This window comes from Acinetobacter lwoffii (genome assembly GCF_052078135.1).
GTDB classification, from domain to species: domain Bacteria; phylum Pseudomonadota; class Gammaproteobacteria; order Pseudomonadales; family Moraxellaceae; genus Acinetobacter; species Acinetobacter lwoffii_Z.
Genome location: NZ_JBQGUZ010000003.1, coordinates 131452 through 151986, shown reverse-complemented (window position 1 = coordinate 151986; position 20535 = coordinate 131452). Strand labels below are relative to the sequence as shown.

Sequence of the window (20535 nt, the reverse complement as noted above, 5' to 3'; positions counted from 1 at the left end):
ATAAGACCAAAGAAGTGCTAGATTTCTTTTGGAATATAATGCTATTTTATTTATAAATATAAGTAAAACAACGAGATAAAACTAAATATTTGAATTATTGATTCTATTTATTTAAATGATGAATGGTATTTATTTTAAAAATTAATATTAAAATCATTATCTTAATTTTATAAGATCTCTAATATTCATTATTGATTAAATAAATGGTTGCCATTTGAATTTTACATAAAGCCACTGTTAATTGTCTATGAATTGGACAAAATGCCAATAGGCTTCAATGAAATTGCGCGAAAAATGTCTAATCAATCTAAACCCTTATCGCTGATTTTTAATCATAAAGCTGGTTTTCGCATACAGGGGCCAGAAGGCATTTATGAACAGCTGATCGATATATTTTCAGCGCAGGGTTATCAAACTAAAGCTTATGAAATCAATGATTCACAGCAATTTGATAAAATTATGGTTGAGGTGCTTGAACAGCATTTGGCATCTAGCGAGTCAGGAATCATCGTTGCGGCAGGCGGAGATGGCACTTTAAATACAGTCGCCAAACATGTGTTGAATACGCAAATTCCTGTCGGTATTTTGCCTTTAGGGACTTTTAACTATGTGGCGAGATTATTGGGGATTCCGCTGGATTTGCTTGAAGCGGCAAAAGTGATTGCGACAGGACAGCCACAACGTATGAATGTTGCTCGTATCAATCAGGAAATTTATCTGAATAATGCCAGTTTAGGTCTATATCCTTTATTTATTAAAAAACGTGAAGACTATAATCGTATTTTTGGTCGCTTACCGCTACATGCCTATACTTCTGCACTGGATGTTTTAATTCGCGACCGTAAAGAATTAAAACTAAAAATCTGGGTGGATCAAAAGAAATATCCGGTAAAAACACCACTGATTTTTTTTGGCAATAATCCCTTGCAACTGGCGGATATGAAAATGCGCATTGCAGAAGCGGCTGAAAAAGGCAAAGTGGCGGGAGTTGTAGTTTCTAAAAGTGATAAGCTTACTTTATTTAAGCTAGTGTATCAGCTGATTCGTGGCAAGATTGACCAGGCATCGGATGTTTATAGTTTTGCAGCCGATCAAGTTCGAATCGAATCCCGAGCCAAGAAACTGATGGTAGCGATTGATGGGGAAATTGTGGAAATGGCCCCGCCACTCAATATTTCTGTATTAAAAGATAGCCTAAACGTAATGGTGCCACATGATCCTGCATCTGTCTGATCTGCATTTTGGAACAGAGAAGCCGGAGTGTTTAGAAGCGATTCGGCATTTCTGTCAGACCCATCCACTTGAAGCCGTCGTCATCAGTGGTGACCTGACTCAGCGCGCACGTTTGGGTCAATTCTTTGCCTGCAAAAAATTTTTAGATCAGCTCAATACGCCTTATATGGTGATCCCGGGGAATCATGATATTCCGCTCTATCATTTGTGGAATCGGCTTTTCAATCCATTTACCCGTTACCAGATTTTTTTTGGTGAATTGGAGCCAATATTTGAAACTGAAAATTTTTATCTGATTGGGGTGAATTCGATCCGACGTCGATATCATACCAAAGGGCATTTATCCCTTGAGCAGATTCAGCGTATTGACCTGACGCTGGCGCAGGCGCCTGCTTCCAAATTAAAAATCATTGTCAGCCATCAGCCTTTTTATGTGCCTTTTCAAAATAAGCGCGGTTTCAAGGACAGCCCATTGATGGCCAAAATTGCTTTAGAGGCCTGGGCAGAGCATGGTCTGTTTGCGGTGTTGCATGGGCATCTGCATCAACCGGCGATTTATGATTTGAATCAGATGTTCGGATTGGGGATGGATCATCCTGTATATGATGTACATGCAGGGACTTCTGCGTCAAATCGTCTACATAAAGATGAACCGAACAGCTTTAATCTGATTGATGCCACAGGAAAAATTTCTCAATATTTATTCGATGAAGTGGCACAAGCCTTTATGTTGAAGGCTGATCTGCCGAATAAATAGACGAAAACCTATGATTCGTTAAAAAAAACCAATTTTTTTTCATTTTTGCCCTTGAAGCGTTTTATTCCATCTCCATAAAAGTGACATCAAAAATTTTTGATGATGACCCATGGAATAATTAAGTCGTCATCAGTGACCTAAAAAAGACTTAGTCTGATGGAGTTATTTATGAGCAACATTCGTCCATTACATGACCGCGTTGTTATTCGTCGTGTTGAAGAAGAAACTAAAACAGCTGGGGGCATTTTACTTCCAGGTTCGGCTGCTGAAAAACCTGCTCAAGGTGAAATCATTGCAGTTGGTAATGGTCAAATCACTGACAATGGCGTACGCGCGTTAGACGTAAAAGTTGGCGACAAAGTATTGTTCGGTACTTATGCAGGCACTACTGTAAAAGTAAACGGCGAAGAGCTTTTAATCATGAAAGAATCTGACATTTTAGCGGTATTAGAAGCTTAATCTGCGCTAAAAAAGTTTTATTCATTCCAAATCAGATTTTGTAAAGATACAACAATATTCGGAGTCAAATATGTCAGCTAAAGACGTAAAATTTGGTGATTCAGCTCGTTCAAAAATGATTGCTGGTGTAAACACCCTTGCAGATGCAGTAAAGGTTACTTTGGGTCCTAAGGGCCGTAACGTTGTTATCGACCGTTCTTTTGGTGCACCGCACATCACTAAAGATGGTGTCACTGTTGCCAAAGAAATTACGCTGAAAGACAAGTTCGAGAACATGGGTGCTCAACTGGTTCGTGAAGTTTCTTCAAAAACCAATGACATCGCAGGTGATGGTACAACGACTGCAACTGTATTGGCACAAGCAATTTTGAATGAAGGCATCAAGTCAGTAACAGCCGGTATGAACCCAATGGACTTGAAACGCGGTATCGATATTGCGGTACGTTCTGTAGTTGAAAACATCAAGGCAACTGCAAAACCAGCATCAGACTCTAAAGCGATTGAACAAGTAGGTTCGATCTCTGCTAACTCTGACACGACTGTAGGCCAGTTGATTGCGCAAGCAATGGAAAAAGTGGGCAAAGAAGGCGTGATCACGGTTGAAGAAGGTTCAGGCTTCGAAGATTCGTTGGACGTAGTTGAAGGTATGCAGTTCGACCGCGGTTATATCTCTCCGTACTTCGCGAACAAGCAAGATACTTTAACAGCTGAACTTGAAAATCCATTCATTCTTCTTGTTGATAAAAAAATCAGCAATATTCGTGAATTGATTACAGTACTTGAAGCTGTTGCTAAAACTGGTAAACCGCTTTTAATCATTTCTGAAGATGTTGAAGGCGAAGCGCTTGCAACTCTTGTGGTCAACAACATGCGCGGTATTATCAAAGTATGTGCGGTGAAAGCACCTGGTTTTGGTGACCGTCGTAAAGCTATGCTTCAAGACATCGCGATCTTGACTGGCGGTACTGTGATTTCTGAAGAAATCGGCATGCAGCTGGATCAAACGACGCTTGATCACTTGGGTACAGCACATAAAGTAACTGTATCTAAAGAAAATACTGTAATTGTAGATGGTGCTGGTAATGCTGGCCAAATCGCTGACCGTGTACAGCAAATCCGTGCACAGATCGAAGAATCTACTTCAGAATATGACAAAGAAAAACTTCAAGAGCGTGTAGCGAAACTTGCTGGCGGTGTTGCTGTCATCAAAATCGGTGCTGCAACTGAAGTTGCAATGAAAGAGAAAAAAGACCGTGTAGATGACGCGCTTCATGCGACTCGCGCTGCGGTTGAAGAAGGTGTCGTTGCGGGTGGTGGTGTTGCACTAGTACGTGCTGCATCTGCACTTGAAGGCGTAACAGGCGCGAATGATGACCAAAACGTAGGTATCAACATTCTTCGTCGTGCGATTGAAGCACCGCTTCGTCAAATCGTATCTAACGCAGGTGATGAGCCTTCTGTAGTGATCAACGCTGTGAAGAATGGCGAAGGTAACTTCGGTTATAATGCTGCAACTGGCGAATATGGCGATATGCTGGAAATGGGTATTCTTGACCCTGCTAAAGTAACGCGTTCTGCACTTGAGCACGCGGCTTCTGTTGCTGGCTTGATGCTGACCACTGAATGCATGATCACTGAAATCCCAGAAGACAAACCTGCAATGCCTGATATGGGCGGCATGGGCGGCATGGGCGGCATGATGTAATTCATCATCCGAGCATTTCATAAAAAATCCCCGCAATAGCGGGGATTTTTTTATGCGTTTACAAAATTATGATGCGGACTTTTTAACTAATTTATAATTTAAATTACTGTCGATTTTTTTACCTGATTTCATCTCGCGTGCTTCAACAAAATTTTCACCGACAAAGAATTTACGATTTTCAGCTTTATTATCTAATGTGATGATTGAAGGATCTTGAGGGTCAAAACTGAAACTGCCTTTAGTTTCGGTCTCATTATTTCCGCCTTTACCTAAATATTCTTCATTTAGCTCATAGGTTTTATCCGGATTGAGATCTAGCTCGACCTTAATTCCTTCACAGTCAGCACAAGGAAAAACACCCTCGTATTCACCTGCCCAATCTAGTGAGGTTTCTGCGCTATCCGCACGGGTCACACTGGTATCCGCTTTATTTTGCTCCATCATGGCTGGGCTGGATTGAGCATTATTATTCATCGGCTCATTATCATTGGGCTTTGAACAGGCGGTTAAAGCTCCTGCAATAACGACTGCTATCGCAGCAGTAAGCGTTAATTTTTTCATTGTTTTGACCCTATTAAATTATTTGTTATGAATTACATTAAAAGTAGTCAGTACAGATAAATAGGGCAATCTTGTTAAAGTGTGATTCATTAGGTGAATCAGGCCAAAGTTATTGATAAGTGAGCAGGATTTAAGAATTTTTAGCCAAATTTAAAGTCACTTTATGCTGTTTCGTTAACCAATTCTGAACGCTATGATTAGAAAATAATGATAATGCGGAGGGGATAATGAAATTAGAACAAGAAAATAATCTGATTGCAAAAATTTATGATGCTGCTGTATTGCCATCTTTGTGGCTGGACGTGATCAAAGATATCGTGAGCTATACTAAAAGTAAGAGTGCAATTTTTACCGGTCTGGATCAGCTTAATCCAGGCTATGATTTTGTTTACACGCACAATATCCCGAGTGAAAGTCTGGCTGCTTATCAAGATGAGCGTATCAGAGTGATTGATATGAAATTGCATATGCCATTATGGAATGCGATCGAGATGGGCGATGCATTGAGTCATAACTGTCAGCACTATGCAGAACAGCCGGGTACGGATCACTATGTTTTCTATGAGAAGTGTTTAAAGCCTGGCGGTGTATCTTATCTGGCAGGGGTATTGCTGGATCGGGGAAATTATCGTTGGGCGGTACTGGGTATTCATCGTGCTCCTGAGGTGCAGCCTTTTGAACAAGTTGAGCTGGATTTTCTAAGACGTATCAGTATTCATTTACGCCGGGCTTTGCAAATTCACCGGCAAATCAACTTGATTCAGCAAGATAATTTAAGCTTGTATACCGTATTGGATAGTTTAAAAACCGGAATTGTACTGCTCGATCAAAACCTGTGTTTAAGTTATTCCAATCCTGTTGCGCAAAAGATGCTTGATCAAAGTTCATGTCTGGATCTGGATATACATAACCGTCTAAAAACCAATTATGCTCAGCAGATACGTTTTGATCAGCTATTAGAAAGTGCTTTGCTGGAAAATACGACCATTCAGACTGAAGTGGGTGGAGTCTTGGCGTTGAGTGATGGGGCAGGCTCACAATTCATGCTGACGGTGGTGCCCTTTAAGAAATTAAGAAATATGCAACATTTACAGTCTGCTCAGCATCAGATTGCCTTATTTATGACGGATAAAAACCAGCATTATTCCCTGTCAAGAACTTACCTACAACAGTGTTACCAGCTTTCCAAACGAGAGTTTGATTTATGTGAGTTGTTAATTAATGGTTATAAAATAGAAGATATTGCAGAACAGTGTGGCATTACGCTGAGTTCGGTACGGACGTATTTTAAAAATATTTATGAAAAAACCCAATGTTGTTCGCAAATCGAACTGATGCATTTATTGATGGGTTGTACCATTCAATTTGAACATATTGATTAAACCGGCCTGAATTTCATATTCAAGCCGGTTTATATGGGTTATTTAACACGTTGTAAAGTTACAGGATCTTCACCTTGCGGATGTAAGATAAGATTGTTGTTAGATATATTGATGCTTGCAATTGTCTTGCTGCCATTTGAACTATCTTGTAATCCACCACACTCGTTGGTATCGAATAATACCTCGGTTGTGGTGAGAGTATTTGCTGACAATGTATATTTGCCATATTCAATTCCTGGCCAACCACAGTCATCTCCACCTTCAGTGTCTAGGAAGAAATAATAGTTGTTATCAAAGAAAGCAAATAGGTGCGTTTCATTGAGTCGCCACGTGCCGACGAGACTATTAGACTGCTTAACTCGATTTAAACGGTATTCAGTACTAACGCCGGGTTCAGTAAGAATTAATTGAGTTCCATTAAAGTTTAAAGAATAAGGTTTATTCTCGGCAGGATGTGAAAGTCCCCATTCACCATTGGTGTCATGTAGGATTTCCGGTTCAATCACGGTTGTTGTTGCATTCCATTTTAAGCGGCCCATTTCAATGCCTGCTTGACCACTCTCATCTTTTGCTTCTGCTTCACCTAGTGCATAGCGTCCATCTTCCAGAATGTGAATCAACACAGCAGTGTTATCGGTACGGTTAATCTCCCACGTACCGGCAATATCTTTGTAGAAGGTCGCTTGGAAGTTTTCTGAAGCTTTTTCTGGTGTTATCAACTGATCTGGTGTGATGGCTGTTTTGGTGACAACTTCATTTACGAAGTCGGTGGTACTTTGGTTAAAATTAAGCTTTACAGCAGTGAAGGCTGTTTTAGTGTCATCACTAATCTGAATGCCATCGCTATGATCACCTTTTCCATCTAAGGATTGTAAAAAAACCATAAGGTTGATACGCGCATTTTCACTTTCGACTAAATCTAATGGTGTGATACGCTCCTTTGCTTCAATTTCATCACCGAGTTGTACACCCCCAATAAAGAATTTTACTTTTTCATCATCATTAAATTTAAATTCTCCTTTTTCGTTGGTAACTCCTGTTGCACCACTACTGGTGATATAGGTCACCCCTGAAATGATTCCGTCCGTCAGTACGCCGGTTTGGGTGCCAACATTGTTTGCTGGAGGTGTACTGGCATTATCATCCGAACCGCCGCAGGCACTAAGTAACCCCGCTAAAGCAATACAAAGTAAAGTCTTTTTCATTAGAATCTTCCTGAAATTTATAATGTGGATTCAGTATAAAAAGACCCTCGTTTTTGCCATATCCCAAAATTAGGAGGTCAAGAGCTTTTTAATGCATGGATCCTTTAAATTAGAAAGAAATTTCTATTGATATTGGGAAGCAATCTGAACTATCCGTAAATTGATGTATGAGATAAGTTCAAGGTGGAAAAAAATAATCAACTATTCATTTAAAAATTCCAATTATACAAATATAGATTAATTGTTTATTTATTGCTCATAGAGCACTATCTATATTTGCCTAGGTTGCTAAAATTCGCGCAATTTTGAATAGAATTGGTGCGTGACGTGTTTGAGAAGTTAGCAGAACAAAGCCTGAACCTGATGGGTTGGGAAATTGATAACCATTGGCCCCTAGATTTAGACCAATGTGTCATGATTGCTGCGCCTCATACCAGTAATTGGGATGCATTGTATGCGCGACTGGCCTTAAAAGCATTGGGCGTAAATGTTCGCTTAACCATTAAAGACAGTTACATGAAATTGCCACTTGGGCCTTTTGTGCGTGCTATGGGCGGTATCGGGATTGATCGCCGTCCTAAACAGCCGGGTGAGCCTCGTCCGAGCATGGTTCAGCTGATGACAGACTTATTCAAGACTCATCCTAAACTGGTCATGCTGGTCACGCCAGAAGCAACTCGTGCCAAACAGGAACAGTGGAAGACAGGTTTTTATCATGTAGCGATTAGTGCCGGTGTGCCGATTGCATTGGCCTATATGGACTATGCCAAGAAGAAAACTGGCGTAGGTAAAATCGTTTATCCGACAGGGGATTATGAAAAAGATATGGCAGAAATCATGGCATTTTATGCAGAGATTCAACCAAAATTCCCTGAATGCTTTAGTGTAGATCAGCGCTATTATCAGAATTAAAATTGAGTTGAAAAAAAGCAGGAAAATTCTCCTGCTTTTTTATTGCCTAATAATCATGAAGATTGACAGACTTAAGAGGCATGTTCAGAAGTCGGCAAAATTCCACCCAGATTTTGGCAGGCATCTTTATACAGATCATATTGCTGTTCCACCACTTCATGCAGTGGCAGGTCAAACAGCTCTTCACCTTGATGATACTGTTTGATATAAGACTCGACTTTGGATTTGCTGCTATACAACATCTGCTGATAATAGTCGGTCATACTGCTATGTGGCATTTGGGCGGTATCTACCTTGGCACAATGGAAATTTTGCAGTAATTGTTCTGATTTTTTCAAATCGCTGGACATACAACCTGCCAGTAGCAAGGTACTGAGCAATGTCGTGATAAATTTCATGGAAAGTAGACTAAAGGCTTTATGGGAGCGCACTATTGTAGAAGTAAAACCCGGTCACAAAACCTTTTTAATCTACCAAATGGTTAAAAAATAGAACAACAGAATTTGAAAATTCAAGTCCATTCTCTAAACATTTAACCTTTGACCAAGCCACCATCTACAATCAGGTTTTGTCCTGTGACGGCACGTGAATAAGGTGACAAAAACATCAGGATTGCAGCAGCAAATTCTCCTGGTGTAATTACGCGGCGTAAAGGCGTCGATTGAGCAATCAGGTCAAAGACAATGTCAGGTGTGGCCTTACTGGCATCCGTAGTTTGTAACAGGCCACCAGAGAGCATATTCACATTGATGCCATATTGTCCCAAGTCCTGCGCCGTGGTGCGGGTAAAGGCCAATAATGCAGCTTTGGCGGTGGTATAGTCATGATAAGGAACCACCGGATTTTGCACCAGGTTTGTACCAATATTCACGATCCGGCCAAACCCTGCCTGTTTCATATCATCCAGTGCGGCTTGTGTAGTATTTAAGGCAGCCTGTACTGCACCGCTAAATTGCCGTTGCAACATATCCCAAGTCAGCGTTTCTACTTTAGGGCGTGCATCACCATTAAATTCAAATTGAATCAGTGCGTTATTGATTACAGCATGAATCGCTTCCCCGAAATGGGTTTTAGCTGCGGCAAATAAAGCGCGGACCTGATCAGTTTGAGTGACATCTGCCTGATAAATAAATACCTGTTCAGGATAATGCTGGGCCAGCTGTTCAGCTTGCTGCTGACTGCTATGATAATTGACGACCACGCGTGCGCCCTCAGCCAGTAAAGCCTGAGTAATGGCTAAACCCAAACCACGTGCACCACCAGTAACAAGAACAATCTGATCACGAATCTGCATAATGATGATCTATATTTACAAAGATTGGCCTTAACATAGCAGTTATTTCACCGGATTCAAGCTTTAGCGGGGAAGACAGACTCGGCTTGATCTTGTGTTTAAATGAATTGGGACGCTAATAGAAAACAGCCTGCACTAAAGAGTAAACTTAAGATCATGCGTTTGAACAGTAATTCCGAAATTTTATAAAATAGTTTTGCGCCTAAAATTGCCGGAATACTCACAAAAACAATCAGCAAGGCCATATAGGGTAAATGGCTTTGATTGATCAGGCCTTGCCATACATAAGTACCCAGCGTGAAAAGCTGAATTGCAAAATTAAAGTGCCGTAAAATATAGCGCTGCTGGGTTTTGGGTAATTGTTTTAACATCACCAAGGCCGAAGGAATGGCACCGCAAAAACCGCCCAGTCCTCCTAAAATTCCGCCAATAAAACCGATGCAGCTATCAGTCAATTTTCCTGAATGCTGAATTGTTTTGAACTGCGGATTGAATAGCATCATTCTCAAGATTTAAACAAAAGCTAAGCTTCCATTTAGCTGGATTTATGCAAATGAAAGTTCAAATTCTCATAAAAGCATGAATGCTAATTAAGAAAAAAGAGGTTTATGGCCATGCATAAAACATGCATAAATCTCTACAAGAGTGCAACAATGGCTCCGTTCACTCTCCATGAACTCGCCTGATACTGACAGAGTGCAGTAAGAGGTGATGGACATGATGAAAAAAGTGATATTACTTTCTGTATTGGCTGTGTCATTAACCGGTTGTGTGGTTGATCCTTGGGATGATGATTATCGTGGCAACAGAGATCGTAATGGACATTATGATCGAGACCACAGAGATCATGACTGGAAAAATAAGGACCATAAAGATCATCGGGATTGGAAACGTGACCGAGATAACCGCGACTGGCGCCGTGATCGTTAATCACAGTCTTTAAATTTGACTGACTACAATGACAAAAAGGATTCCACAGAGGAATCCTTTTTTAATGCCTCTTCAAAACAATTTAAATCAAGAAATACTTTTTTGATAAAGCCCGGCACGAACTGTACCGGCTTTGGTATTTTTAATTAAGTGCCATGAGGATGGCAATTTAAGCAATTTTAAATCACGGTCTGCTTCTACATAAATATAGGCATTGTCCTTGATCAGAGGATCTGCCTTTAGCGCTAGTTCTTCCCATAAATCCAGGCTATATGGCGGATCTAGAAAAACCAGATCAAACTGTGCCTGAAGGGTAGACAAAGCTTGCTGCGCCGTAGCCACTTTTAATTGTGCACGTGCTTTGGTGACTTTTAAAAGTTCCAGATTTTGGGTCAGAAATTGTGCCTGAGTACGATCCGGCTCAATCATCACCACTGATGCAGCACCACGCGATAATGCCTCAAACGCCAATGCCCCAGAACCGGCACAAATATCCAACACCTGGGCATTTTGTACATCCCACATCAGCCAATTAAACAGTGTTTCCCGAACACGGTCAGGCGTCGGGCGCAAACCCTCAATGCTGGCAAAAGGCAGTTGGCGGCGTTTCCAGTCACCACCAATAATTCGAAGCTGGTTTTTCATCTTTAATCTCGCTCTACCGGTGTCGGAGCAGGTGTTGCTGCGGGAGATGCAGCCGTATTTGCAGAAGTCGGAGCAGCATTGTCGGGCTGGTCACTGGCTGGAACGGCACTAGATGCTGCATCCTGACTCAACATGCCTGCACCACTTGGCAATTCAGCTGGCTTGATTCCGGCCGTCATCAGACCACCACTTAATTGGTGGCCTTGTGGGCGTACCGGATTTTTATCTTTATGCAGTAACCAGTAATCAAAAATTGGACGGGCCAGAGCCGTTGCGGCACTACCACCGCGACCATTTTCCAGAATAACTGCAATCGCGATTTCAGGATTTTCAGCAGGTGCAAAACCGACAAACAGGCCATGATCCAGCTGACGATCAGTCAATAAGGATTCATTATAGCGCTTGCCTTGAGCAATACTTTTCACCTGTGCCGTACCGGTTTTTCCGGCAATAGAATATTGTAAGCCGCTTTTGATGCCTCGGCCTGTACCGGATTGAATTACGTCCACCATCGCATCACGCATCTTGATCCAGTCTTCTTCCTGACCATTAAAATCGATCTTGCCATGCGTGCCATTGTGCACCTTGAACGGTTTGGCACCGCGACTTTCACGCAGAACATGGGGAATGACTTTATTGCCATGATTGGCGGTAATGGCTGTGGCCATAGCCAGTTGTAATGGGGTTGAAGTAAAAGCACCCTGACCAATACTGACGGAAATGGTTTCACCACGTGACCAGTTAGCCTTGCGGGTACGCATCTTCCATTCCGGGTTTGGATACAGTCCTGAGCTTTCACTTGGTAAGTCCACGCCGGTTTTTTCACCAAAGCCAAACTGACGCATCCAGGTATTCATTTTTTCAATACCCATACGGTAGGACATGACATAGAAATAAGTATCACAGGAGACCACTTGCGATTTATGCAAGTTGACTACGCCGTGTCCTGACTTTTTCCAGTCGCGGAATTTATGCGAATCGCCCGGAAGTGTGAAATAGCCGGGATCGGAAATTGCTGTATCCCAATCGACCAGGCCATAATGAAGGCCACCCAGGCCAAACATCGGTTTAATGGTCGAACCTGGAGGATAAGTTCCTTGAACCGCCCGGTTATATAGCGGCTGATCAAGGTTATCACGTAAGTAGGAATAATCTTTGGTGCTAATCCCAGTCACAAACAGATTCGGGTTAAAACTTGGGCTGGAGACCAGCGCCAGAATTTCTCCGGTTTTAGGATTCATCGCCACAATCGCGCCACGACGCCCGGCCAGTTGCTCCGAAGCGACTACCTGTAAACCGTAATCCAGTGACAGGAACAGGTCATTACCACGCACTGGATCTTTACGGCCCAAATGACGCAGCACATTACCAAAGGCATCTGCTTCTACCGATTCATTTCCCGGCACACCATGTAAAAGTTTTTCATAAGATTTTTCTACCCCGATTTTCCCGATCAGGTTGGTTCCGGCATAGAGATCCTTATCAATGGCTTTCAGTTCTTTGTCATTAATCCGACCGACATAACCAATCACATGTGCGAACAGGTCACCATGCGGATAGTAGCGGGTCATCTGGGTTTCAATATTCACGCCCGGAAATTGATATTTCACTTCACTGAAACGGGCAATATCATTTTCATTCAGGTTGAGCTTGATTGAAACCCGTTCGGTTTTACGTGCTGTTTTAATCCGGGTTTGAAAGCGTTCAAGATCTTCTTCGGTCAATTCCAGAATCGGTTTTAGGCGTTCGAGCGTTTGATCGATATCCTGTACGTCAGCACGACTTAAAGTGGCAGTAAATACTGGATAGTTATCGGCCAGCAACACGCCGTTACGGTCATAAATATAACCACGCGCTGGCGGCAAAGGTTGTAGACGAATCCGGTTCTCATCAGAAGCTGTAGTAAAGCTTTCAAAGTTGAACAGTTGCAAATAGGCATAGCGGCTGACCAGCAGCAGCATAAAGAAAATGACAATCCCCATGGAAATCAAGACTCGACTGCGATAGATGCGCTTTTCTTGTTGTGCGTTTTTTAAAGGAAAGTGCTGCTTCATACGCGATCGACTTAAGACCTGAGAGTGGTAGAAAAGAATCAAAGTGGAGTATTCTAACGCAACTGCACTTGATTTGATAATGAAAAACTGCCCCTACAATCAGTTCCTTTAAGCTTTGACTTTGCAGACATTAAAATTGTAAAGTGCTGTATATAAGAGTTGTGATAATTCTGCTAGAGTAAAATCTAATAAAAATAGGACTATACCAAAAACTATAATTAAGGAAGATGGTGAAGGAATGAACAAGGTTTACCCTTTGTTAGCGTTTGCATTGTGGGCGAACGGGGCTTATGCACATGATCAGATTAATAATACTGCAACCAAAATAGAGCCTGCTCAGGCAAAAGCCTTTAATGTGGGTGTTGGTTTTACCCAGAAATTACTGCATTTAAATACCGAATGGGTGAACCCTTATGGGATTGCTTATGTGAAAGGTGGTGTTTTTCTGGATGATGATCGTACGATTGGCGGTCAGGCAGGCTTTCGTTATCCTGCACATCTCACCGGCAAAGACAAAAATGGTTATTATGTCGGGGTTTATGCCGGTCATATCGACAGCAAACAGGTTGATGGCGAGTATGAAGGCCGTTTAGGTGCTGGCGTTGATTTGGCCTATGTTTTGCTTAGTTCAGAACGGATCAGCAGTTTTAGTATCGGGATCGGTGCCGGAGAGAAACTCGAAGACCGAAATGGTCGTGCTGTGGCTGAAACAGAACCCCGGCTACAATTTTCCTATACTTTAAGTATCGGTTTATAGACAAAATATTCGACCTTATTAATATGTGTATTCTGTGAACAAAAAATTAAATATGGAAGTTATGCATGCTTGAGTACGTCAACGAGTTGTGGCAAACCTTTGTAAACCGCCCGGATTTTTGGGCCGTGCTCAGCATTATTCCAGTGACTGCATTTGTAACCTGGGCTCACGTCTGGATGGCGCTGAAAATGGTCTTTTATCCGATCAATTTTTGGGGTTTCCATCTCGGGCCTTTACCTGTGGGCTGGCAAGGGATTGTGCCACGCAAAGCTGGACGTATTTCAGGCATTATTACCGATAACACACTGTCAAAATTAGGCTCTATCCGCGAATTTTTACAGGCGATGGATCCGGATGATATGGCACGCATCATTGGCGAGCAGGTCGGTTTCGAACTGGAACACCTGATTGATGAAGTGATGATGGATCGCAATGCGGTGCTCTGGGAAAACCTGCCTTTTGCTATTAAGCGCAGAATTTATGCACAAGCACAAAAACAAATGCCGGCAATTTTGCGTGAATTAGTGACTGAGCTGACCATGAACGTCGAGTCACTTGTAGATATGCGTGAAATGGTAGTGAGCCAGATGGAAGGCGACCGTCGCTTGATGGTGCGTATGTTCCTGAAGGTGGGTCAAAAAGAGATCAATTTTATCTGGCATATCAGTGCCCTCATCGGGATGTTCTTTGGGATTTTCCAGATGATTGTCTGGTTTGTAGTGCCGTGGCACTGGACTGTACCGTTCTGGGCTGCGATCTGGGGCTTTTTGACCAACTGGATCGCGATCTGGATGGTATTCAACCCACTCTATCCACACCCAGTAAAGTACCCGCAATTCTTTGCCCGTACCACAAATCGCAAGTTTCCGTGGATTAAGCCGGTGATTCCTCGTATCGGCACCTATAACATACAAGGCGCATTTATGAAACGTCAGGATGAAGTCTCTGACGTCTTCGCAAGTGTAGTCACAGAAGACCTGATTACGTTAAAATCGATCATGACCGAGATGATGTATGGCGGCAGAAAAGACAAAACCCGCCGCATTATCAAACGTCATATTAATGAAATTATGGAAACACCCCTGGTTCGGACCTCTTTACAGCTGTCTTTAGGACCAAAAGAGTATGCAAAACTCAAGACGGACTTGATCGATCGCTCGATTGAAATTACGATGGTACCTGTATGCGACCCAGCATTTAATGCGAGCCGTGCACAGAAAATCTATCAAATGTTTAGAGACCGCATACGTGAGTTGACTCCGAAGGAGTTTCAGAATCTTTTACGTCCTGCATTTCAGGAAGATGAATGGATTCTGATTTTATTGGGTGGGGTAACCGGTTTTGTCGCGGGTTTAATCCATTTGTTTGTGGCTTTCTTATAATGAGATGTCGGGGGACACAATCGGGTGATTGTGGTCGTGGCGTCATACATATTGTTTAAATGAGGATGTTTATATATGCGCATTATCTTACTCGGACCACCTGGAGCAGGTAAAGGTACACAAGCTCAGTTGATCTGTAAGCGCTACAATATCCCACAAATTTCAACCGGTGATATGCTCCGTGCTGCAATTCGTGAAGGAACTGAATTAGGTCTACAAGCTAAAAGTGTCATGGACAATGGCGGTTTGGTTTCTGATGAGTTGATCATTGGTCTGGTGAAAGAGCGCATTGCGCAACCTGACTGTGTAAACGGCTGCATTTTTGATGGTTTCCCACGTACCATTCCTCAAGCAGAAGCCTTGGAAAAAGAAGGCATTGCAATTGATCACGTGATTGAAATTGATGTACCAGATGAAGAAATCGTACAACGTCTTTCTGGCCGTCGTCAGCATCCTGCATCTGGCCGTGTCTATCACATCGTTTACAACCCGCCAAAAGTGGAAGGTAAAGATGACGAAACGGGTGAAGATCTGGTTCAACGTCCTGATGACCAGGAAGCAACCATTCGTAAGCGTCTAGGTTCTTACCATACTGAAACCGAGCAACTGGTTGGTTTCTACCAAGGCCGTGCAGCGTCTGGTGAAAATGCACCAACTTATGACAAGCTAAATGGTTTACGTCCAATCGATGAAGTTCAAACTGATCTTTTCGCGATTCTGGATCAGGCAAAATAATCGGCTGACGATGATTTTGACAATCGGAGAGCCCTAAGTCATATTAGGGCTCTTTTTTATTGCGTATTTGAACAGGGTACTTGTTGCTATGAAATTTGGCGTATTGGTGTTGATGGTAGTCTTTCTGGCAGTATTGGTAGGTCTGTTCTATTTCAGTTTTAAAATGCTCAACAAAGTACGTCAGGAAGAACGTGCTGAAAATGCAGCAAAGCGACCTGAGCGCCAGCTCCATCCAAAATTACAAGCCGAACTTGAACAGCGCAAGCAGCAGGAAAAGGCTGAACAAGATCAGGATAAATAATCCATAATAGTTCAGCTCAGCTAAGAATTTGGTTTGAACGAAAAGCACTCTTCTCATAGTCGATAAAAAGGTGACACATTGGTCACCTATTTTTATCCCAGCTTGATCACGCCGTTCTATTCAGCAAGCTCAATATTTTTCACTGCAATTTGGCGGGCTGCACCAAATTCAAACCGATCCGGCCAGTTACACACATCGGATACTACACATTCATGACATTTCGGTTTGCGCGCAATACAGGTATAACGACCGTGTAAAATCAGCCAGTGATGTGAATCAATGATAAATTCCTTGGGAATGACTTTGACCAGACGGTGTTCAACTTCCAACACATTTTTGCCAACCGCTAGTCCGGTACGGTTACCTACCCGGAAAATATGGGTATCAACCGCCATGGTCGGCTGACCAAAGGCCGTATTCAGTACCACATTCGCCGTTTTACGACCTACACCCGGCAGGGCTTCTAAGTCTGCACGATTGTCCGGTACGATGCTGTTGTGCTTCTGAATCAGCATCTCGCAGGCTTTAATCACGTTGACCGCTTTCGAGTTATATAAACCAATGGTCTTGATATATTCCTTCAAGCCGTCCACACCTAGCGCATAAATGGCTTCCGGTGTATTGGCGACTGGAAAGAGTTTGTCTGTGGCTTTGTTGACGCTGACATCGGTAGCTTGAGCAGAGAGCGTGACCGCGACCAGTAATTCAAAGGGATTGGAATAATTCAGCTCAGTTTTTGGGTTAGGCCGCTGTTCACGCAGGCGTTCAAAAAAGGTCTGAATCTGCTTTTTGGTCATGTTTTTAACGGGCTTGGCCTTTGCTGTGGTCATGTTCTATCCCTGTAAAGCCTGTAATTGCTGTGTCAGTTCTTCCAGTTGGGTGCGTTTTTGGGCATCTTCACGAACCGAAAGCTGTTTTTCCAGTTTTTTAATTTGGGTACGTAGTTTTGCCAGTTCAATCGTGGTCTTGGAATCGAAAGCTACAGGTGCATTCTCTGGCTTGCTCGCGACTTCAATCACAGGAAGTTGCTCATTTAAAGCAGAGAAACGGGCAAACAGGGCAGTATCAATTTCTGCACGGACCACAGGTCCCTTACGATCGGTACGCCGTTTTTCTTCACGCTGGATGTGCGCATAGTAACGCTGACGCAGATCATCCTGTTCCGCAAGACGCTGTGCTTCAGTCGGCAAGGGTTGTTGATCTTCAACCAAATCGATGCAGTCTACCGGACAGGGGGGAATACATAACTCACAGCCCGTACATAGATCGGTCAGAATGGTGTGCATCAGTTTACCGGAACCAATAATTGCATCGACCGGGCAGGCGCTAATGCATTTGGTACAGCCAATACATTCATCTTCACGAATTACGGCTTTGATGCGCTGAGGACGACCATCGGCTTGAACTGGCCAGACACTTTCTTCAGCTTGAAGTTTAGGACGATTTAATAATGCAGCCAAAGCATCGGCAACAGGCTGTCCGCCCGGCACACATTTATTGGCATTTTCCCCCTCAGTAATCGACTGGGCATAAGGTAAACATCCGTCACGGTGACCGCAGAGTCCACATTGGGTTTGAGGGAGTAAAGCGTCAATCGATTGGACCAGAGAAATGGGCGAATTCATGTATAACCAGCGTTACTCATGGCAAGCATGAGAGAGTAAGTGAAACAAAATATGTCGATTCATCAATTTTAACATATTTTTAAACTCCTAAGTCGTGCGCAATTAAGGGTCAACTTGTGCCTTATTATTAGGCATAAATCTGAATCTAAGCCTTGATTCGATTGGCATTTCCTGACATAGAAAAAATTTTCATAATCAATATAAATATTTGTTATCAAATTAATTTTAAAGTATTTTCAAAAAAAGTATTGTAGATTAGTTACAAAAGATATTTAATATTTTGCGCCAAAATTTAACATTGATTGTAAATTTGACCAATTTTGATCCATTTTCTGCTGAGGATTAAGCGTTGAAATACAACACACTTAATGAGTTCCTAGATTACGTAAAATCACGTGATGCACATCAACCAGAATTTCTTCAAGCTGTAGAAGAAGTGATGACCAGTTTGTGGCCGTTCATTGAAAAGAACCCACAATACGCAGCACATGGTTTACTAGAACGTCTAGTTGAGCCAGAACGTGCGATCCAGTTCCGAGTTTCTTGGGTAGATGACCAAGGTCAGACTCAAGTAAACCGTGCGTTCCGCGTACAGTACAACTCAGCGATCGGTCCATTTAAAGGTGGTATGCGTTTCCACCCTTCAGTGAATCTTTCAATCCTAAAATTCTTAGGCTTTGAGCAAACATTTAAAAATGCTTTAACCACACTTCCTATGGGTGGCGGTAAAGGTGGTTCTGATTTTGACCCTAAAGGCAAATCAGAAGGCGAAATCATGCGTTTCTGCCAGGCTTTAATGATCGAGCTGTATCGTCACCTTGGTGCGAACACAGATATCCCTGCAGGTGATATTGGTGTAGGCGGTCGTGAAGTGGGCTACATGGCCGGCATGATGAAAAAATTAAGTAACGACACGGCATGTGTATTCACTGGTAAAGGTTTAACTTTCGGTGGTTCATTGGCACGTCCGGAAGCAACGGGTTACGGTACTGTGTATTTCGCTGAGGAAATGCTTAAGTCTCGTGGCGAAAGCTTCAAAGATAAAGTCGTTGCGATTTCAGGTTCTGGTAACGTTGCGCAATATGCTGCTGAAAAAGCAATGTACCTCGGTGCGAAAGTGGTTTCACTTTCTGACTCTGCCGGTACAGTTCACGTTAAAGACGGTTTCACTGAGGCGCTTCTTGCTGAAGTCATGGAACTTAAAAATGTAAAACGTGGCCGTATTTCAGAATTCGCATCTAAACATGGTTTCGAATATCTTGAAGGACAACGTCCTTGGGGTATCAAGTGTGATATCGCATTGCCATGTGCGACTCAAAACGAACTGGATGCAGACGACGCTGCTAAGCTTCTTGCAAACGGTGTAATCTGTGTAGCTGAAGGCGCGAACATGCCTTCTACACTTGAAGCGGTTGAGAAATTCGTTGAAGCGAAAATTCTTTATGCGCCAGGTAAAGCATCAAATGCAGGTGGTGTGGCAACTTCTGGTCTGGAAATGTCTCAAAACGCATTGCGTTTAGGCTGGACTTTCGAAGAAGTTGATGAGCGCTTACACGCAATCATGAAAGAAATTCACCGCAATTGCGTAAAATTCGGTACTAAGGAAGACGGTACTGTGAACTATGTAGACGGTGCAAACATTGCTGGCTTCGTAAAAGTTGCTGATGCGATGCTTGCTCAAGGCGTATTCTAAGTCTGACTTAGTCTAAGCTGAAAAAACCGGGGCTGTTGCCCCGGTTTTTTTATATCTGGTATTTTTAGCCTTAAAGAGCACCCTTAACTATTTCACGCTCAACCGCCATATCAAAAATATAGGCATATTTCGATTGATCAGCTGCCGGATGCTTAATTTCAAAACGTTTGACCCGAATAATCTGCCGCTCATTCTGTGAATGCTGAAAACCTTCGATCTGGTCATAGAATAAAGTCCAGTCCTTATCCACCTGAGTTTTCAGGCCATTCTGATCATATTTCACTTCTTTGACTTGCAAGCAGCTTTGTTGGGTTACGCCGGTACATTGTTTGGTATCGGGGGAAATTTCCAGAAAAATTGTTTCAGCCTGTCCTTGGTATTTGGTTTCCGGAGTCATTTTCCCGATAAATTCATAGGTTTGACCATTTGCGGCCATCAACATTAGGGTCGGCTTGTCAGGATCTGTGGTATTGAGCGTAAAAGGAATGTCACGCTTCTGTAAAAGTTGGCTGACAAAACGTTCCTGCTCCATCAATGCTGCATCACAGGCCATTTCAGTGCCTATAACTTCGCTGGTGGTGATGATATTGTTTTTGACTGACCAGGTCGTCCCGAGTCCATTACAGCCCGTCACGGCGCTCAGCCGGCCTTGAGCGTTGAAACTCAGTACAACGGGTCGTTCTAGTCCACGATTCAGTTCCCAGTAATAGGCTGGAAGAATCTGATCTGCATTTTTTTGTTGGATGGTGGCCACCGCAAGATCTCCAGCTCGTTGAATATCACTGGACTGACAGCCTGCAAAAGTTAAAGGCAATAATGCCAGCACAATAAATTTTAATTTCATGGACTTATAATGAAGTATATAAAGTTCAAACAATAATAATGGATGTATTGCAAAACAATAT

General features: G+C 42.7%; 21 protein-coding genes and 1 pseudogene. 12 read left to right on the top strand and 10 right to left on the bottom strand.

Going from position 1 to position 20535, the window contains the following annotated elements; all coding sequences use genetic code 11:
• Positions 1-294: 294 nt before the first annotated feature.
• The 4 genes from ACTL4S_RS03135 (at position 295) to groL (ending at position 4154) form a co-directional block, all read left to right on the top strand.
• Entirely contained in the window at positions 295-1233 is a 939-nt protein-coding gene (locus ACTL4S_RS03135) for a diacylglycerol/lipid kinase family protein (protein ID WP_034438446.1), read from the top strand.
• Positions 1214-1990, top strand: coding sequence for a metallophosphoesterase family protein (locus ACTL4S_RS03130; protein ID WP_004646314.1), 777 nt, complete (start codon positions 1214-1216; stop codon positions 1988-1990). The genes ACTL4S_RS03135 and ACTL4S_RS03130 overlap by 20 nt, the downstream gene beginning before the upstream one ends.
• 168 nt (positions 1991-2158) lie before the next feature.
• Positions 2159-2449 (top strand): co-chaperone GroES, encoded by a 291-nt coding sequence (locus ACTL4S_RS03125; protein ID WP_004646315.1) that lies wholly within the window; start codon positions 2159-2161, stop codon positions 2447-2449.
• 70 nt (positions 2450-2519) lie between these two features.
• A complete protein-coding gene (groL, locus tag ACTL4S_RS03120; protein WP_004279474.1) occupies positions 2520-4154 on the top strand; it encodes a chaperonin GroEL in 1635 nt (544 codons plus the stop codon).
• A 66-nt stretch (positions 4155-4220) separates the two neighbouring features.
• Here groL and ACTL4S_RS03115 read toward each other — a convergent pair whose 3' ends face one another.
• A complete protein-coding gene (locus ACTL4S_RS03115; protein ID WP_005246940.1) occupies positions 4221-4715 on the bottom strand; it encodes a copper resistance protein NlpE in 495 nt (164 codons plus the stop codon).
• A 227-nt stretch (positions 4716-4942) separates the two neighbouring features.
• Between ACTL4S_RS03115 and ACTL4S_RS03110 the strand changes: the two genes are divergently transcribed.
• On the top strand, positions 4943-6097 hold the full coding sequence (locus ACTL4S_RS03110; RefSeq protein ID WP_441298729.1) for a helix-turn-helix transcriptional regulator: 1155 nt from the start codon (positions 4943-4945) through the stop codon (positions 6095-6097).
• Positions 6098-6135: 38 nt separating this feature from the next.
• Here ACTL4S_RS03110 and ACTL4S_RS03105 read toward each other — a convergent pair whose 3' ends face one another.
• Positions 6136-7302 (bottom strand): hypothetical protein, encoded by a 1167-nt coding sequence (locus ACTL4S_RS03105; RefSeq protein ID WP_180049623.1) that lies wholly within the window; start codon positions 7300-7302, stop codon positions 6136-6138.
• 363 nt (positions 7303-7665) lie between these two features.
• Between ACTL4S_RS03105 and ACTL4S_RS03100 the strand changes: the two genes are divergently transcribed.
• Positions 7666-8214 carry a 1-acyl-sn-glycerol-3-phosphate acyltransferase gene (locus ACTL4S_RS03100; protein WP_171501406.1) on the top strand — a complete coding sequence of 183 codons (549 nt, stop codon included), beginning with the start codon at positions 7666-7668 and terminating at the stop codon, positions 8212-8214.
• Between the two features lie 71 nt (positions 8215-8285).
• Here the strand turns inward: ACTL4S_RS03100 and ACTL4S_RS03095 are convergent, their stop codons facing one another.
• From ACTL4S_RS03095 to ACTL4S_RS03085, 3 genes and pseudogenes are all read right to left on the bottom strand, one after another.
• Positions 8286-8612, bottom strand: a complete 327-nt coding sequence (locus tag ACTL4S_RS03095; protein WP_071850601.1) for a hypothetical protein — start codon at positions 8610-8612, stop codon at positions 8286-8288.
• Between the two features lie 134 nt (positions 8613-8746).
• On the bottom strand, positions 8747-9508 hold the full coding sequence (locus ACTL4S_RS03090; RefSeq protein ID WP_180086600.1) for a 3-oxoacyl-ACP reductase: 762 nt from the start codon (positions 9506-9508) through the stop codon (positions 8747-8749).
• Between the two features lie 98 nt (positions 9509-9606).
• Positions 9607-10011, bottom strand: a pseudogene (locus tag ACTL4S_RS03085) (TSUP family transporter); the annotation flags it as partial.
• A gap of 214 nt (positions 10012-10225) precedes the next feature.
• On the opposite strand from ACTL4S_RS03085, the gene ACTL4S_RS03080 reads away from it, so the two are divergent.
• Positions 10226-10438: a hypothetical protein gene (locus tag ACTL4S_RS03080; RefSeq protein ID WP_005104632.1), complete on the top strand. Its 213-nt coding sequence runs from the start codon at positions 10226-10228 to the stop codon at positions 10436-10438.
• An 87-nt stretch (positions 10439-10525) separates the two neighbouring features.
• Here ACTL4S_RS03080 and rsmD read toward each other — a convergent pair whose 3' ends face one another.
• Complete coding sequence (gene rsmD, locus ACTL4S_RS03075) at positions 10526-11083, bottom strand: 16S rRNA (guanine(966)-N(2))-methyltransferase RsmD (protein WP_184412523.1); 558 nt, start codon at positions 11081-11083, stop codon at positions 10526-10528.
• A gap of 2 nt (positions 11084-11085) precedes the next feature.
• The gene (mrdA, locus tag ACTL4S_RS03070; RefSeq protein ID WP_441298728.1) at positions 11086-13137 is read right to left on the bottom strand and encodes a penicillin-binding protein 2; all 2052 of its coding nucleotides are present in this window, start codon (positions 13135-13137) and stop codon (positions 11086-11088) included.
• A gap of 238 nt (positions 13138-13375) precedes the next feature.
• Between mrdA and ACTL4S_RS03065 the strand changes: the two genes are divergently transcribed.
• From ACTL4S_RS03065 to ACTL4S_RS03050, 4 genes are all read left to right on the top strand, one after another.
• Positions 13376-13894, top strand: coding sequence for a hypothetical protein (locus ACTL4S_RS03065; RefSeq protein WP_004279486.1), 519 nt, complete (start codon positions 13376-13378; stop codon positions 13892-13894).
• Positions 13895-13959: 65 nt separating this feature from the next.
• A complete protein-coding gene (locus tag ACTL4S_RS03060; RefSeq protein ID WP_004279487.1) occupies positions 13960-15276 on the top strand; it encodes a DUF445 domain-containing protein in 1317 nt (438 codons plus the stop codon).
• A 75-nt stretch (positions 15277-15351) separates the two neighbouring features.
• The gene (adk, locus tag ACTL4S_RS03055) at positions 15352-16011 is read left to right on the top strand and encodes an adenylate kinase (protein ID WP_004279488.1); all 660 of its coding nucleotides are present in this window, start codon (positions 15352-15354) and stop codon (positions 16009-16011) included.
• Between the two features lie 88 nt (positions 16012-16099).
• The gene (locus ACTL4S_RS03050) at positions 16100-16312 is read left to right on the top strand and encodes a hypothetical protein (protein ID WP_004279489.1); all 213 of its coding nucleotides are present in this window, start codon (positions 16100-16102) and stop codon (positions 16310-16312) included.
• 116 nt (positions 16313-16428) lie between these two features.
• On the opposite strand, the gene nth is transcribed toward ACTL4S_RS03050, so the two are convergent.
• Both nth and ACTL4S_RS03040 read right to left on the bottom strand, forming a co-directional pair.
• The gene (gene nth, locus ACTL4S_RS03045) at positions 16429-17142 is read right to left on the bottom strand and encodes an endonuclease III (protein WP_005246932.1); all 714 of its coding nucleotides are present in this window, start codon (positions 17140-17142) and stop codon (positions 16429-16431) included.
• Between the two features lie 3 nt (positions 17143-17145).
• On the bottom strand, positions 17146-17937 hold the full coding sequence (locus ACTL4S_RS03040) for an RnfABCDGE type electron transport complex subunit B (RefSeq protein ID WP_441298727.1): 792 nt from the start codon (positions 17935-17937) through the stop codon (positions 17146-17148).
• Positions 17938-18286: 349 nt separating this feature from the next.
• On the opposite strand from ACTL4S_RS03040, the gene gdhA reads away from it, so the two are divergent.
• Entirely contained in the window at positions 18287-19630 is a 1344-nt protein-coding gene (gene gdhA, locus ACTL4S_RS03035; protein ID WP_005262305.1) for an NADP-specific glutamate dehydrogenase, read from the top strand.
• A gap of 70 nt (positions 19631-19700) precedes the next feature.
• Here the strand turns inward: gdhA and ACTL4S_RS03030 are convergent, their stop codons facing one another.
• Positions 19701-20474: an META and DUF4377 domain-containing protein gene (locus ACTL4S_RS03030; protein WP_253147635.1), complete on the bottom strand. Its 774-nt coding sequence runs from the start codon at positions 20472-20474 to the stop codon at positions 19701-19703.
• Positions 20475-20535 lie beyond the last annotated feature (61 nt).

What these genes read in the sequence shown, in the direction of transcription:
- ACTL4S_RS03100 (WP_171501406.1), top strand. Translation starts at nt 7,666, where the DNA reads ATGGGTTGGGAAATTGATAACCATTGGCCCCTAGATTTAGACCAATGT.
- adk (WP_004279488.1), top strand. Translation starts at nt 15,352, where the DNA reads ATGCGCATTATCTTACTCGGACCACCTGGAGCAGGTAAAGGTACACAA.
- nth (WP_005246932.1), bottom strand. Translation starts at nt 17,142, where the DNA reads ATGACCACAGCAAAGGCCAAGCCCGTTAAAAACATGACCAAAAAGCAG.
- rsmD (WP_184412523.1), bottom strand. Translation starts at nt 11,083, where the DNA reads ATGAAAAACCAGCTTCGAATTATTGGTGGTGACTGGAAACGCCGCCAA.
- groL (WP_004279474.1), top strand. Translation starts at nt 2,520, where the DNA reads ATGTCAGCTAAAGACGTAAAATTTGGTGATTCAGCTCGTTCAAAAATG.
- ACTL4S_RS03090 (WP_180086600.1), bottom strand. Translation starts at nt 9,508, where the DNA reads ATGCAGATTCGTGATCAGATTGTTCTTGTTACTGGTGGTGCACGTGGT.
- ACTL4S_RS03060 (WP_004279487.1), top strand. Translation starts at nt 13,960, where the DNA reads ATGCTTGAGTACGTCAACGAGTTGTGGCAAACCTTTGTAAACCGCCCG.
- ACTL4S_RS03130 (WP_004646314.1), top strand. Translation starts at nt 1,214, where the DNA reads ATGATCCTGCATCTGTCTGATCTGCATTTTGGAACAGAGAAGCCGGAG.
- ACTL4S_RS03105 (WP_180049623.1), bottom strand. Translation starts at nt 7,302, where the DNA reads ATGAAAAAGACTTTACTTTGTATTGCTTTAGCGGGGTTACTTAGTGCC.
- ACTL4S_RS03135 (WP_034438446.1), top strand. Translation starts at nt 295, where the DNA reads ATGTCTAATCAATCTAAACCCTTATCGCTGATTTTTAATCATAAAGCT.
- ACTL4S_RS03040 (WP_441298727.1), bottom strand. Translation starts at nt 17,937, where the DNA reads ATGAATTCGCCCATTTCTCTGGTCCAATCGATTGACGCTTTACTCCCT.
- ACTL4S_RS03125 (WP_004646315.1), top strand. Translation starts at nt 2,159, where the DNA reads ATGAGCAACATTCGTCCATTACATGACCGCGTTGTTATTCGTCGTGTT.
- mrdA (WP_441298728.1), bottom strand. Translation starts at nt 13,137, where the DNA reads ATGAAGCAGCACTTTCCTTTAAAAAACGCACAACAAGAAAAGCGCATC.
- ACTL4S_RS03050 (WP_004279489.1), top strand. Translation starts at nt 16,100, where the DNA reads ATGAAATTTGGCGTATTGGTGTTGATGGTAGTCTTTCTGGCAGTATTG.
- ACTL4S_RS03095 (WP_071850601.1), bottom strand. Translation starts at nt 8,612, where the DNA reads ATGAAATTTATCACGACATTGCTCAGTACCTTGCTACTGGCAGGTTGT.
- ACTL4S_RS03110 (WP_441298729.1), top strand. Translation starts at nt 4,943, where the DNA reads ATGAAATTAGAACAAGAAAATAATCTGATTGCAAAAATTTATGATGCT.
- ACTL4S_RS03115 (WP_005246940.1), bottom strand. Translation starts at nt 4,715, where the DNA reads ATGAAAAAATTAACGCTTACTGCTGCGATAGCAGTCGTTATTGCAGGA.
- ACTL4S_RS03030 (WP_253147635.1), bottom strand. Translation starts at nt 20,474, where the DNA reads ATGAAATTAAAATTTATTGTGCTGGCATTATTGCCTTTAACTTTTGCA.
- ACTL4S_RS03065 (WP_004279486.1), top strand. Translation starts at nt 13,376, where the DNA reads ATGAACAAGGTTTACCCTTTGTTAGCGTTTGCATTGTGGGCGAACGGG.
- ACTL4S_RS03080 (WP_005104632.1), top strand. Translation starts at nt 10,226, where the DNA reads ATGATGAAAAAAGTGATATTACTTTCTGTATTGGCTGTGTCATTAACC.